The sequence below is a fragment of the Nocardia sp. NPDC050406 genome (assembly GCF_044459025.1).
GTDB lineage: Bacteria > Actinomycetota > Actinomycetes > Mycobacteriales > Mycobacteriaceae > Nocardia.
The window spans coordinates 484,742-497,445 of record NZ_JBITIM010000002.1; the positions used below are offsets into that span (position 1 = coordinate 484,742).

At 68.3% G+C, this 12,704-nt stretch carries 14 protein-coding genes; 10 read left to right on the forward strand and 4 right to left on the reverse strand.

The window, feature by feature from the left end; genetic code table 11:
* The first annotated feature begins 227 nt into the window (after window positions 1–227).
* From ACIBH2_RS15475 to ACIBH2_RS15515, 9 genes are all read left to right on the forward strand, one after another.
* Window positions 228–914: a response regulator transcription factor gene (locus ACIBH2_RS15475; protein ID WP_397117793.1), complete on the forward strand. Its 687-nt coding sequence runs from the start codon at window positions 228–230 to the stop codon at window positions 912–914.
* Between the two features lie 86 nt (window positions 915–1,000).
* Window positions 1,001–2,371, forward strand: a complete 1,371-nt coding sequence (locus ACIBH2_RS15480; RefSeq protein ID WP_397120767.1) for an ATP-binding protein — start codon at window positions 1,001–1,003, stop codon at window positions 2,369–2,371.
* A 110-nt stretch (window positions 2,372–2,481) separates the two neighbouring features.
* The gene (locus tag ACIBH2_RS15485; protein ID WP_397117795.1) at window positions 2,482–4,113 is read left to right on the forward strand and encodes a S1C family serine protease; all 1,632 of its coding nucleotides are present in this window, start codon (window positions 2,482–2,484) and stop codon (window positions 4,111–4,113) included.
* 98 nt (window positions 4,114–4,211) lie between these two features.
* Window positions 4,212–4,706, forward strand: coding sequence for a molybdenum cofactor biosynthesis protein B (locus ACIBH2_RS15490; RefSeq protein WP_397120769.1), 495 nt, complete (start codon window positions 4,212–4,214; stop codon window positions 4,704–4,706).
* 197 nt (window positions 4,707–4,903) lie between these two features.
* Window positions 4,904–5,359, forward strand: a complete 456-nt coding sequence (locus ACIBH2_RS15495) for a hypothetical protein (RefSeq protein WP_397117797.1) — start codon at window positions 4,904–4,906, stop codon at window positions 5,357–5,359.
* A 232-nt stretch (window positions 5,360–5,591) separates the two neighbouring features.
* The gene (locus ACIBH2_RS15500; protein ID WP_397117799.1) at window positions 5,592–6,263 is read left to right on the forward strand and encodes an MspA family porin; all 672 of its coding nucleotides are present in this window, start codon (window positions 5,592–5,594) and stop codon (window positions 6,261–6,263) included.
* Between the two features lie 63 nt (window positions 6,264–6,326).
* Entirely contained in the window at window positions 6,327–6,998 is a 672-nt protein-coding gene (locus ACIBH2_RS15505; protein WP_397117801.1) for an MspA family porin, read from the forward strand.
* 430 nt (window positions 6,999–7,428) lie between these two features.
* A complete protein-coding gene (locus tag ACIBH2_RS15510) occupies window positions 7,429–8,109 on the forward strand; it encodes an MspA family porin (RefSeq protein ID WP_397117803.1) in 681 nt (226 codons plus the stop codon).
* A gap of 61 nt (window positions 8,110–8,170) precedes the next feature.
* Window positions 8,171–8,851, forward strand: coding sequence for an MspA family porin (locus ACIBH2_RS15515; protein WP_397117806.1), 681 nt, complete (start codon window positions 8,171–8,173; stop codon window positions 8,849–8,851).
* A 54-nt stretch (window positions 8,852–8,905) separates the two neighbouring features.
* Here the strand turns inward: ACIBH2_RS15515 and mscL are convergent, their stop codons facing one another.
* The 4 genes from mscL to ACIBH2_RS15535 all read right to left on the reverse strand — a co-directional run bounded on the left by mscL (window position 8,906) and on the right by ACIBH2_RS15535 (window position 11,277).
* A complete protein-coding gene (gene mscL, locus ACIBH2_RS15520) occupies window positions 8,906–9,313 on the reverse strand; it encodes a large conductance mechanosensitive channel protein MscL (RefSeq protein ID WP_397117808.1) in 408 nt (135 codons plus the stop codon).
* A 125-nt stretch (window positions 9,314–9,438) separates the two neighbouring features.
* The gene (locus ACIBH2_RS15525) at window positions 9,439–10,131 is read right to left on the reverse strand and encodes an SAF domain-containing protein (protein ID WP_397117810.1); all 693 of its coding nucleotides are present in this window, start codon (window positions 10,129–10,131) and stop codon (window positions 9,439–9,441) included.
* Window positions 10,132–10,316: 185 nt separating this feature from the next.
* Window positions 10,317–10,619, reverse strand: coding sequence for an FmdB family zinc ribbon protein (locus ACIBH2_RS15530; RefSeq protein WP_397117813.1), 303 nt, complete (start codon window positions 10,617–10,619; stop codon window positions 10,317–10,319).
* Window positions 10,620–10,689: 70 nt separating this feature from the next.
* Window positions 10,690–11,277 carry a 5-formyltetrahydrofolate cyclo-ligase gene (locus tag ACIBH2_RS15535; protein WP_397117815.1) on the reverse strand — a complete coding sequence of 196 codons (588 nt, stop codon included), beginning with the start codon at window positions 11,275–11,277 and terminating at the stop codon, window positions 10,690–10,692.
* A 464-nt stretch (window positions 11,278–11,741) separates the two neighbouring features.
* Between ACIBH2_RS15535 and ACIBH2_RS15540 the strand changes: the two genes are divergently transcribed.
* Window positions 11,742–12,686, forward strand: a complete 945-nt coding sequence (locus ACIBH2_RS15540; RefSeq protein WP_397117817.1) for a UTP--glucose-1-phosphate uridylyltransferase — start codon at window positions 11,742–11,744, stop codon at window positions 12,684–12,686.
* Window positions 12,687–12,704: the final 18 nt, after the last annotated feature.

The following is a 12,704-nucleotide window of genomic DNA, read 5'->3' on the forward strand; positions in this document are numbered from 1 at the left end:
ACGGCACGCAACATACCGCGCGAACTGCGCCGCGGCAATTCGGGAGACTCGGCGTGTGAGGCTCCGAAAGTAGCTGGGCGCAACGCCTTTCGAATTCGCATTCGTCCGCGCGCGGCGACACGCAACGGCCTCGAATAGAAAGACGCAGGTCACCCCGTAGTGTCACTCGGCGTGTCGGAAGCCGCCTTCTCAGTCACCTCTCAGTCGCTCAGGCCAGACTGGAACCCATGCGCATTCTGGTAGTCGACGACGACCGCGCGGTTCGCGAATCGCTGCGGCGTTCGCTGACCTTCAACGGCTACACCGTCGACCTCGCCGTCGACGGCGCCGACGCCCTCGAAAAGGTGGTGGGCCAGCGCCCCGACGCCCTGGTCCTGGACGTCATGATGCCCCGGCTGGACGGCCTGGAAGTGTGCCGCCGCCTGCGCAGCACCGGCGACGATCTGCCGATTCTGGTACTCACCGCACGGGATTCGGTCTCCGAGCGGGTGGCCGGACTGGACGCGGGCGCGGACGACTATCTGCCCAAGCCCTTCGCCCTCGAGGAACTGCTCGCCCGACTACGGGCGCTGTTGCGCCGCACCACCTCCGATCAGCTGGAATCCTCGGAGACAATGAAGTTCGCTGATTTGTCGCTGGACCCGGTCACCCGGGAGGTGTGGCGCGGCGAACGACAGATCAGTCTCACCCGCACCGAATTCTCGCTACTGGAAATGCTGATGGCGAATCCGCGTCGGGTGCTCACCCGCAGTCGCATCCTGGAAGAGGTGTGGGGCTACGACTTTCCGACGTCGGGCAATGCCCTCGAGGTGTACATCGGATATCTGCGCCGCAAGACCGAGGCCGATGGCGAACCGCGGCTCATCCACACCGTGCGCGGTGTCGGATACGTCCTGCGTGAAACCCCTCCGTAGGAGCCGCGCTCGTGGGTAGAACCGTGCCACGGCGACCGGTGGTCGCCGGAATCGGACGTTCGGACAATGCCGAGCTGCGTCCGCCGATGCCGCTCACCCGGACGGTGTCGCTGCGCTGGCGGGTGACGCTGTTGGCGGCCTCGCTGGTGGCCGTCGCGGTGGCGGTCACCTCCATCGCGGCCTACGCCATGGTGGCGCGCTCGCTCTACGCCGACGTCGATTCGCAGTTGCGGGCGCGGGCCTCGCTCATGATCGACAACGATTTCGACAGCCTCGGCTTCCAGTCGATCGTGTTGGCGAGCCTGTACTCCAACGACGTCGGGGTGGCGCTCATTTTCCCGGACGGATCGCGCTACGTGCCGCCGCAGCCCACCAAACCGCCCATCGGCACCCAGGAAGACGCGGTGGCGCACGGCGAACTCGGCTTCTCGCTGCGCACCGTCGACAATCAGCGCGTGCTCGCCCGGCGCACCAATTCCGGCTCCACCCTGGTGGTTTCGCAGCGCCTGCAACCCACCCGCGAGGTGCTCGACCGGTTGGCCTGGCTGCTGTTCGTGGTGGGCGGCTGCGGCGTCGTGCTGGCGGCCGCGGCCGGAACCGCGGTGGCGCGCACCGGTTTGCGACCCGTCGCCCGGCTCACCTCGGCCACCGAGCGGATCGCCCGCACCGACGATCTGACCCCCATCCCGGTGACCGGCGACGACGAACTCGCCCGGCTCACCGAGAGTTTCAACACCATGCTGCGCGCCCTGGCCGAATCCCGGGAGCGCCAGCGCAGATTGGTCTCCGACGCCGGACACGAACTCAAGACGCCGCTGACCTCGCTGCGCACCAATGCCGAGCTGCTCATCGCCTCCAGTCGGCCGGGCGCGCCGCGCATTCCGGACGAGGACATGGCCGAACTGCGCAGCGATGTGATGGCCCAGATCGAGGAATTGTCCACGCTGGTGGGCGATCTGGTGGATCTGGCCCGCGAGGACGCCCCGGAGACCGTGTACGAACAGGTCGATATCGGCGATGTGGCCGAACGCGCGCTGGAGCGGGTGCGGCGGCGGCGCACCGGAATCGAATTCGACGCGGTGCTGCGGCCGTGGGTGGTCTACGGCGACGAGGCCGGGTTGGAGCGGGCGCTGCTCAATGTGCTCGACAATGCCGCCAAATGGAGTCCGGCCGGAGCCAAGGTGTACGTCAGCATGGCCGAGAACGGGCGCGGGCTGCTGGAGTTCACCGTCGACGACGCCGGGCCGGGTATCCCGCCCGCCGAACGCGAACTGGTCTTCGAACGCTTCTACCGCACCACGGCCTCGCGCTCGATGCCCGGCTCCGGGCTGGGTCTGGCCATCGTGAAGCAGGTGGTGACCAAGCACGGCGGCACCATCACCATCGACACCTCCGACCGCGGCGGCGCGGCGATCCGTATCGTTCTTCCCGGAGCGCCCCCGGCCGTCCTGCCGTGAGCCCGGGTCGCCGATCCGACAAATGCTCGGCGAAAAGCTAGGACCATCTCAGTCCGCTCTCAGTACTCGCCATCAGGCTGGTCGTCAGACTCGAGGGAGAAACGAGAAACATGACCGAGGATTCGATGGACAAGCGCGACGATCAGCCAGCCGTGCCCGGCGATTCCGCCGCCGTGCCCGGCGCCGGTGCGCCCGCCCAGGGCGAGCCCGGGCAGCCGCACACCGACCGGTCGCCCACCGGCCAGTCGCACGGCGCCGCCCCGTCCGGGGGTCAGGCGCAGCCGTACGGCGATCGGTCCGGACAGTTCCACGGTGACCCCGCCACGACACAGTTCGGGGGCGCGGCGGGCGAATCCGGCGGTGCGGGTGCGGGATACGGCCATGGACAGCCGGGCCAGTCCTACGGCGGCCCCGGCCCTTTCGGCCCTTCGGCGCACCCCTACGGCCACGGAGCGCAGGCGTACGGCGCGGCCGGGCCGGGCGCGGGCCACGATGCGTCGGCCACCGCGGAGATCCCCGTCGGTAATCAGCACGCCTACTCGACCGGGTCCTTCCAGACCGGGCAGCACGCCACCGGGCCCATGTACGGCGGCCCGGGACAGCCCGGCTACCCGAATTCGCCCGCGCCGCAGCGCAGCCGCAAAACCGCCCTGGTGGCTGGCGCGGTGGCGCTGGCGCTGTTCAGCGGCGGCATCGGCGGTGCGGTCGGCTCGCTCGCGACCCGCGACTCCGGCGGCGGGCCCGCCATCACCAATGCCCTCGACGCACCGCGCGAGAAGGCCACCAATGTGGCCAACGCGCCGCAGGGCTCGGTGCAGGCGGTCGCGCAGAAGGTCGTGCCCAGCGTCGTCATGATCCGGGTGGAGGGCGCCCGCGCCGAGGGCGAGGGCTCCGGCGTGGTGCTCTCCACCGACGGGCTCATCCTCACCAACAACCACGTGGTGAGCGGTGCGGGCCCGAACGCCAAGATGGAGGTGGCCTTCAGCGACGGGTCCACCGCCCCGGCCACCATGGTCGGCACCGATCCGGTCTCGGATCTGGCCGTCATCAAGGTCAGCGGCAAGAGCGGCCTGACCCCGATCGAACTGGGCAGCTCGGAGAACCTCCAGGTGGGCCAGGGCGTCGTGGCGATCGGTTCGCCGCTCGGCCTGGCGGGCACCGTCACCACCGGCATCGTCTCCGCGCTCAACCGCCCGGTGTCGACGAGCGGCGAGGCCAGCTCGCAGACCACCGTCATCGACGCCATTCAGACCGACGCCGCCATCAACCCGGGCAATTCCGGTGGCGCGCTGGTGGATATGAACGGCAAGCTCATCGGCATCAACACCGCCATCGCCACCATGGGCGTCGGCGACGCCTCCGGCGGCCAGAGCGGCTCCATCGGCCTCGGCTTCGCGATTCCGGTGGACCAGGCCCGCCGGGTGGCCGATCAGCTGATCAAGACCGGCAAGGCCACCTACGCCCAGATCGGCATCAAGGTGCGGGCCCAGGACGATGTCAACGGCGCGCGCGTGATGGAGGCGACCCCGGACGGCCCCGCGGCCAAGGCCGGTATCCCCAGCGGCGCGATCATCACCAAGCTCGACGATCAGGTCATCGATTCCGGCAATGCCCTCATCGCCGCGGTGCGCTCGCACCAGCCCGGCGACAAGGTGACGGTCACCTACACCGACGAGCAGGGCAAAAACACGAAAACCGCCGAGGTCACCCTCGGCGAGGCGACAGTGGAGGGCGGACGATGAGCCAGGTACGCACCCGACCGGTTCGGCTGATGGCGGAACGGGTCATAACCACCGGGGGATGGGAGCCGTTGTCGGACAAGGACGCTACGGTGAGCACCATGGAAATCGATGCCGCTGTGGCGGGCCGAGCTCTTGTCGTGGTCGTCGACGACCGAACCGCGCACGGCGGAGTGGATTCACTAGGGCCGCTGGTCACCGAACTGCTCACCGAAGCCGGGTTCCTGGTCGACGCCTCGGTGTCGGTGCAGGCCGACGAGGTCGAGATCCGCAATGCGCTCAACACCGCCGTGATCGGCGGGGTCGACCTGGTGATCTCGGTCGGCGGCACCGGTATGTCGCCCCGCGACGTCACCCCCGAGGCCACCTCCGATGTGCTCGACCGGGAACTGCCCGGCATCAGCGAGGCCCTGCGCGCCTCCGGCCTGGCCGCCGGATCCCTGGACGCGGGCCTCTCGCGCGGCCTGGCGGGCGTCTCCGGCAGCACCCTGGTGGTGAACCTGCCCGGCACCCGCGCCGCGGTCCGCGACGGCATGGCCACCCTCGGCCCGCTCGCCAGCCGCGCCATCGAACAGCTCTCCGGATTGGCGGAATGACCGACCCGGATTCCGCATCCGAGAAACCCCGTCCGGCAAGAAAATCCGCTTCGGCGGAGAGCCGGGCGGGGTCTCCCGCATTTCCGGTCGAACACGATCGCGCGGAGGAGGGCCCCGCGTCGTCGGACCGCGCGGAGCAAGATCGCGCCGGGCAACGTCTCGCGTCGCAGGATCACCCGGAGCGGGAACAGGGTCACGTGTCAGACGAGGCGGAGTCGAATCTCGCGGTGCGCGGGCCCGCCGCACCGCGCCGCGCGCGGCGGCGCGCCCGGTGGCAACCGCCGCAGCCGAACCCGCCCGCATCGGATCCGACGTCACCGCGGTCGGCCAGCGGGCAAGCGGCTGTTTCGCCGCGGCCCGTCGCTCGGAACTCGGCAGAGCCGGAAGCCGCCCCGTCGCGCCCGGTTGAGCAATCACCGGCCCACCCGAACTCGACCGAGCGTGCGTCCGCTGGCGAGACCGCGGATCGTGCCGAGGCCGGGGCGAAGGGGCGGCGAGGGCGCAAGCTCTCGGCGGCCGAGGCGGCACGGCTGGCCCGGGTGTTCGGTGAGCCGCTGCCCGCGACGACCAGTGACGAGCGCACCCCCGAACCCGATGCGCACGGGACGCCGGACGACTGGCTGCGCCGCCAGGTACCGCCCCATCACGGCTGAGAGCCACCTCACACATCCCGGTGACCGGGATTCTGATCACCTGTCCGATTTGGCCGTTGCTAAGTGATTGCTGCAACAGTTATGGTCTGCGACGGGTCGATAGTTCTCAGGACTTTCTTGGCTTTCGATGAGGTGCTGGCGCGTAGCCAGCAGGCAGAGGTCGGTCCGTGAGAGACCCTCGCAGCCCCGGTTGTCGGGGCTGGGGAACGTACAACACCTGATGAGGGAACACATGAGCGACAACCGCATTCGCGGTCTTCGTGCCGCCCGTCTCGCGGGCGCGGGCGCGACCGCCGTCGTGGCGGTCGGCCTGCTGTCGACGGGCGCGGCGAACGCCGACACCTTCGTGCCGTTGCCGGACGGCCAGAAGACCACCCCGAACGCCACCATCACCCGCACCGGGGAGCGCGCGCTCATCTCGCCGTCCCTGGCCGCCAATGGCGCCGGACGCACGGCCTGGCTGAGCGGCAATGTCCGCGCCGACGTCACGGCCACCCCCGAGGGCGAGGTGGGCCCGAACAACGGCCCCGCCAACGGCCCCGGTTCCAACAACTCCTCCACGCACGGCGCGTCGCAGCTGAACACCGGATACATCATCGGCTGCCAGGTCAGCCTGGCCGATGACGCCGTCTCCGCGGGCGTCTCCGGCGGCGTCGATCTGACCGGCGTCAAGGCGGGCGGCTCGATCGGTCTGAACATCGGCCCCGGCGATGTGAAATTCGTGCAGATCGACAGCAAGGACATTCTGAAGTCCGGCACCTACTCGATCGAATACCAGGACGTCCCGGTCGACATCCAGGGCTGTGGCGGTTACGCCCAGGCGCGGGCGTACACCGTCGTCGAGATCATCGGCGACCACTACTCCAAGACCACCCTCTACGGGCAGCCGTTCAGCCTCGGCTGACGCTGGTCTGTAAAAGCCAAGTTCTTTCTCGCGTAAGCGAATTCGACCCTAGAGGGAAATCCCATGAACATTCGCAAGACCATGGCCCGCGCGGCCGGTGTCGGCGTCGCCGCGACGGCCGCGCTGGGCCTGCTGTCCACCGGCGCCGCCAATGCCGACACCTTCGTCCCGCTGCCCGGTGGCGAGATCACCAAGACCCTGTCCGACGGCACCGTGGTGACCGTTCGCATGGTCGGTGAATCCGCCAATATCAACCCGTCGCTGGGCTCCACCCCGCTGCACCGCAACGCCTGGGTCTCCGGTTCGGCGCAGGTCGAGATCTCCGGCCCGAACGGCGCGGTCGGCGGCAAGATCTGGCCCGGCTACGTGGTGGGCTGCCAGGTCAACATCTCCGGCGGCGGCGCGACCGGCGGCGCCGACGCGGGCGCCAACTACGACGGTTCGTCGCCGAGTGTCGGCGCCACCTCGGGCGCCAACCTGAGCCTGGGCCCGGGTCAGTCGAAGGCGTTCTACGTCCTCGATCTGGAGCAGGCCGACGACTTCGGCAGCGAGGCCCACTACGGCCGCAACAAGTTCGCGGGTAACAGCGCGTCGGTCACCTGGTCGGACGAGACCATCGGACTCAACGGCTGCGCTGGCTACGCTCAGGCACGCTCGTTCGTGACCGTCAAAGTCGAGACCGACAACGTGGTTTCCGACGTCGTGTTGTGGGGGCAGCCCTTCAGTCTCGGCTGATTCACTCGCATAGCGAGTCATAGCAAGGCTCGACCAAAGGGCCCGGCGCTTAGCGCCGGGCCCTTTTCGTGTTTTCACGACTTCCCTGCTCACAACACTTATGCAATTGGAGTGATATGAGCCGAACGTCTAGTGTGATCCAGATCACATCACCTTTATGAAGTCTTACGTTGCTCACTCATTGCTTGAGTGTTTAATGTCCCACTTCGGGCTGCAAGACCCGTGGGTTCTCCCGTCTCGTGGTGTGGCGTTCCGCGCTCACTTCGACAGGAACCTGGCCCGATTCCTGTGACGGAGTTCGCTCGAAGCACGAAATTTGTCATTGGTTACACAGTGGCAACAAAGTGACGACAAACTGAGCAGGGCCTGAGAGGACCCCATTTCAGCCTCGGATGTCGAGGCTGACCGCTAGAACCTGATGAGGGGAAGTATGAGCGAGAACCGCACCAACGGTCTGCGTCGCGCCGCCCGTTTCGCGGGCGCTGGCGCGGCTGCGGCCGTTGCCATCGGCCTGATGTCGACCGGTGCTGCCAATGCCGATACCTTCGTGCCGTTGCCGGACGGTCAGAAGGTCAGCCCCAGTGGGACAGTGACGATCACGCGCACGGGCGAGCGCGCCATTGTGTCGCCGTCGATGTCCGCCAACGGCGCCGGTCGCACCGCCTGGGTGAGCGGCAATGCCGTCGCCGAAGTGACCGAAACCCCCGAGGGCGACCCGGGTCCGAACAACGGTCCGGCCAACAACCCGGGTACCAACAACTCTTCCACCCATGGCTCCTCGGTCCTGACGACCGGCTACATCGTGGGCTGCCAGGTCGCCATCGGCGAGGATGCCGTGTCCGCCGGTGTGTCCGCGGGTGTCAGCCTGAGTGACGCCAAGGTCGGTGGCTCCATCGGCCTGAACCTCGGCCCGGGCCAGGTCGAGTTCGTCCTGCTCGATTACAAGGACATCAAGAAGGCGGGCACGTACCAGATCCAGTACCAGGACATCCAGATCGGGGTCGAGGGCTGCGCGGGATACGCCCAGGCGCGCGCCTACACCGTCGTCGAGATCATCGGCGATCACTACTCGAAGACCACCCTGTACGGGCAGCCCTTCAGCATCGGCTGATCTGGTCGCGTTCCCAAATCCTTTCTCGCGCAAGCGATTTCAAAACCCTTGAGGGAAAAATATGAACATCCGTAAGACCGCGGCGCGGCTGGCCGGTGCGGGCGCCGTCGCCACCGCCGCTCTGGGACTCTTCTCCACCGGTGCGGCCAACGCCGACACCTTCGTGCCGCTGCCGGGCGGCGAGATCACGCAGACCCTGGCCGACGGCACCGTGGTGACCGTGCGCATGGTCGGCGAATCGGCTCTGATCAGCCCGTCCATGGGCGCCACCCCGGTGCACCGCAACGCGTGGGCCTCCGGTTCCGCGCAGGTGCACATCGCCACCGAGAGCGAGGGTGTCACCGGCAAGATCTACCCGGGTTACCTGGTCGGCTGCCAGGTCAGCATCAACGGCGGCGGCGTCGAAGGCGGCGTCGAGGGCGGCGGATCCTGGGATTCCGAGGGCAATGTCACCCCGTCCGCGTCCGCCAACGGCGGCGCCAACCTGAGCCTCGGCCCGGGTCAGGAAAAGGCCTTCTACATCCTCGATCTCGAGGCGCCGGACGACTACGGCGACGAAGACCACCTGAAGCGCAACAAGTTCACCGGCAGCGACGGCTCGGTGACCTGGGCCGACGAGACCATCGGTCTGAGCGGCTGTGGCGGCTACGCGCAGGCGCGGTCGTTCGTGTCGGTGAAGGTCGAGACCGACAACATCATCGGTTGGGTCACCCTGTGGGGCCAGCCGTTCAGCCTCGGCTGATCGTCACCTCTCATCGAACGGGCCCGGTGCGCAACGCACCGGGCCCGTTCTTTTTCACGATTCGTGCTTGCCGCCACTGTGATCCGGGCCCGCGGCCAGCAGATCCCGAATCTCGGCGAGCAATTCCACCTCGGTGAGTACGGCGGCCTCGGTTGTGCCCCAGCGCTTTTTGGCCTTGTTGGCCGGAACCATCACGATGAAGTAGAGCAATGCTGCGATGATGAGGAAGTTCAGCGCCGCGGTGATGATGGGGCCGATGGCGATGAACGTCGCGGGTTTGTCGGCCACGAGTTGGAATCCCAGTCCGAGTTCGCTGGTACCGCCGAATACCGCGAGCAATGGATTGATGACGCCGTTGCTGAAGGCGGTGACAATGGCGACGAATGCCGTGCCCATGACCACGGCGACCGCCAGGTCGATGACGTTGCCGCGAAGTAGAAATTCCTTGAAACCCTTGAGCATTGCCGAAACTCCCTCTGCGTGATCGCCATGCCCGCGCGGGGCCGGATACGAGCGTCGGACAACAAGTCCGGGTGGAGCTTTGCGGAAGTGCGTTATCGGCGATGCTAATCGAATGACCGGCCAGGTCAGTGGAACACCACCGTGAGCGCGGTGCGTAGTGACGCCGCGGCGACCGCGGTCGCGTGCGATGCGTCCAGCGCCACCAGCACCACGCGCTCGCCGGAATCACGCGCGCCGTCGCCGCCGGATACCAACACGACGGCCGCATCGGTCGCCAAGGGCACAGGGGCGTGCGGTGCTACGGCGACGCGACCGGTCGGGTCTATTGGGCGACCGTTGGTCGAACCTGTTACGGGATCTTGCTCCGCCGCCACCACATCGACCCGGTCCCCGGCCCGCAGCACGGCCGCAACGGCGTTGTCGGCCAGTCGGATTGGGACTATCCGGGCATCGGGAGATTTCGCCGCGACAGCGGCCAGGCGCGGCCCGACGATCCGGACATCGGTGACGATCTCCCCGGCATGCACCGCGCCGGTGAGCGTAGCGCCGAGCAGAGCCGCGGGGGAGTGCGCCGTTCCCGCTGGGAGAGAGGCGGTTTCGTGCGACGCGGCGCGCAGATCATCGGAGCCCAGGACGTGACCGGGCGGCAGGTCACGCGCCGCCACCATGACCTCGCTGCGCCGCCCCGCCGGGTCCCCGCGTAGCGCGAGCGCGGCGGCCAGAACGAGGAACCCGACCGCGAGCAGTCGGCGCAGCAGAACGGCGTCCGCCCAGGGCGGCAGCGGCAATTCGGCGAGAGCGGTGCGCAATCGGTCCATGCCGCCGACCATAGAACCGCCCACAGACCACCGAGCCCCCGAAACAGCCTCGAACGCCCTCAGCTGTGGATAACCAAATCGATGTGAACAGAACCTGATTCAGGCTCGGCGCGAGGTATGCCACCATCCCTCATCGGCCGACCTGGCGATCAGGTGGCCGTAGTGGTGGTTGGACGCCGTGGAGATCAGGCGGCAGAGGTGCTGGAGCTCGTGGAGGTGCTCGCGGTGCTGGACGCCGGGGTCGAGGAGCTCGACGCGGAGCCACTGTCCGAGGAGGTCGACGACTTGGCCGGTTCGCTGGACGTCGAGCCGTTGCGGCTGTCGGTGCGGTAGAAGCCGCTGCCCTTGAAAACGATGCCGACCGAGTTGAAGAGCTTGCGCAGCTTGCCGTCGCACACGTTGCAGACGGTCAGCGCGTCATCGGAGAAGGACTGCACGATGTCGAACTTGTTGTCGCACTCGGTGCAGGCGTACGAGTAAGTAGGCATCGGGGAACCTCCACGGTTTTCGTCGACTTAGCACTCTACAGCCGTCAGTGCCAACGCTGTCAAACGGGTGTCAATTCCCATTCGAGTTCAATTGTCGTAGTCCGCGCCGGGGTGTCAGCGCCCACCCCATCCGACGGTCGTGCGGCTCCTCCGGCAGCGCCTCCACCAGCTCGTCGTCGCGCACCACCGCGACCAGTCGCGCACCCGCCCGCGCCTCGTGCAGGCTGCGGTCGTAATACCCGGCTCCGCGCCCCAGACGCACCCCGCGCCGGTCCACCGCCAGCGCGGGCACCAGGATCACCTCGGCGAGCCCCAGCGCGCCGTCCAGGGGCTCCCCGTCCGGCTCCAAGAGCCCGTACCGCGCCCGCCGCAGCCGCTCCGGACCCAGGTACTCCGCCCACGCCAACGGTCCGGGAGGCCCGGTCACCGGCAACAGCACTCGCGCCCCACCCGCCCGCAAGGCGTCCAGCATGTCCACCGACCCCGGCTCGCCGCCGACGGGCACGTACGCGCACACCCATCCGCGAGCGCCCAGCTCCGTGACGGCCCGGGCCAACTCCGCCGCCTCCGCCGCGCGCACCTCGGCGGGCACGGCGCGGCGGCGGCGCAGCATCTCCGCCCGCCACGCCTGTTTGTCCCATCCCACGGCCGAATTCACGCCCCTCACCCTAGGCGGCCCGCATCCCGGCCCGGCCCCCGGCGAATATCGATCGCGCGGCCGAAATTTCGGCCGTGGCGCAGAAAAGCCGTCCGGGGTGGCGCAGAAAAGCCACGGCGGTCGGTGTACCGGGAAACCCGCGCCCCACCGGGGTTCGCGCTGGTCCATCCCGGCGTGGGTGAGCGCACACAGCCCGGCCCCGTTCACACCCACGGTCACCGCGCACCCCGTCGCACCGGCTGGATTCTGATCTTCGCCACCCCGCTCACCTGCGGATAGACGGATTGCCAGCAAATTGCCCGAGACCATCGAGGGTTTCGCCGACCCCCTTCCGGGGCAGGTAATCGGTGGGTGGGCCGCGCCGTTCGGCGCGCTCGCCGCTTTATTGCCGCTTACGCTCTCCGGGATGTCGCCCCGCCGTGAAGGCGGTTCGACGCAGAGGACGGATGGATAGGGTGTTGACCATGACAAGTGAAGCCGGACAGGCCGGGAACGGGTCGTGCTTCCGTACCGCGGTGGTGCCCGCGGCCGGACTCGGCACCAGGTTTCTGCCCGCGACCAAGACGGTGCCCAAGGAGCTCCTACCGGTGGTGGACACCCCCGGCATCGAACTCGTCGCCGCCGAGGCCGCCGACTCCGGCGCGAGCCGTCTGGTCATCGTGACCTCGCCCGGAAAGGACGGCGTGGTCGCGCATTTCGTCGAGGATCTGGTGCTCGAGGGCACCCTCGCCGAACGTGGCAAGTTCGCCCTCCTGGAGAAGGTGCGCAAGGCCCCCGCGCTGCTGGACGTCACCTCCGTGGTGCAGGAGGAGCCGCTGGGCCTGGGACACGCGGTGGCGCAGGCGGAATCGGCCCTCGACGACGACGAGGACGCCATCGCGGTGCTGCTGCCCGACGACCTGGTGCTGCCCAGCGGCGTCCTCGACGTGATGAACCGGGTGCGCACCGCGTTCGGCGGTTCGGTGCTGTGCGCCATCGACGTGCCCAAGGAGCAGGTGAGCTCCTACGGCGTCTTCGACGTGGAGCCGACCGAGAGCGGCAATCCGAATGTCTTGAAGGTCAACGGCATGGTCGAGAAGCCGTCGCTGGCCGACGCGCCCTCCACCTACGCCGCCGCCGGACGCTACCTGCTCGACCGCGCCATCTTCGACGCGCTGCGCCGCATCGAGCCGGGCGCGGGCGGCGAACTGCAGCTGACCGACGCCATCGCCCTGTTGATCTCCGAGAATCACCCGGTACACGTCGTGGTCCATCGTGGGTCGCGCCACGATCTCGGCAACCCGGGCGGCTATCTTCGTGCTGCGGTCGATTTCGCTTTGGAACGCGAGGAATACGGCCCGGCCCTGCGCGAGTGGTTGGAACAGCGCCTGCGTCCGGACTGGGATCCGCAGCCGACCTCGTACGAATGATCCGCGTGCCAGCTGTGC

Bases quoted from the DNA above. Each gene is read 5' to 3' on its own strand.
- ACIBH2_RS15475 (WP_397117793.1), top strand. From the start codon at position 228: ATGCGCATTCTGGTAGTCGACGACGACCGCGCGGTTCGCGAATCGCTG.
- ACIBH2_RS15480 (WP_397120767.1), top strand. From the start codon at position 1,001: ATGCCGCTCACCCGGACGGTGTCGCTGCGCTGGCGGGTGACGCTGTTG.
- ACIBH2_RS15485 (WP_397117795.1), top strand. From the start codon at position 2,482: ATGACCGAGGATTCGATGGACAAGCGCGACGATCAGCCAGCCGTGCCC.
- ACIBH2_RS15490 (WP_397120769.1), top strand. From the start codon at position 4,212: ATGGAAATCGATGCCGCTGTGGCGGGCCGAGCTCTTGTCGTGGTCGTC.
- ACIBH2_RS15500 (WP_397117799.1), top strand. From the start codon at position 5,592: ATGAGCGACAACCGCATTCGCGGTCTTCGTGCCGCCCGTCTCGCGGGC.
- ACIBH2_RS15505 (WP_397117801.1), top strand. From the start codon at position 6,327: ATGAACATTCGCAAGACCATGGCCCGCGCGGCCGGTGTCGGCGTCGCC.
- ACIBH2_RS15510 (WP_397117803.1), top strand. From the start codon at position 7,429: ATGAGCGAGAACCGCACCAACGGTCTGCGTCGCGCCGCCCGTTTCGCG.
- ACIBH2_RS15515 (WP_397117806.1), top strand. From the start codon at position 8,171: ATGAACATCCGTAAGACCGCGGCGCGGCTGGCCGGTGCGGGCGCCGTC.
- mscL (WP_397117808.1), bottom strand. From the start codon at position 9,313: ATGCTCAAGGGTTTCAAGGAATTTCTACTTCGCGGCAACGTCATCGAC.
- ACIBH2_RS15525 (WP_397117810.1), bottom strand. From the start codon at position 10,131: ATGGACCGATTGCGCACCGCTCTCGCCGAATTGCCGCTGCCGCCCTGG.
- ACIBH2_RS15530 (WP_397117813.1), bottom strand. From the start codon at position 10,619: ATGCCTACTTACTCGTACGCCTGCACCGAGTGCGACAACAAGTTCGAC.
- ACIBH2_RS15540 (WP_397117817.1), top strand. From the start codon at position 11,742: ATGACAAGTGAAGCCGGACAGGCCGGGAACGGGTCGTGCTTCCGTACC.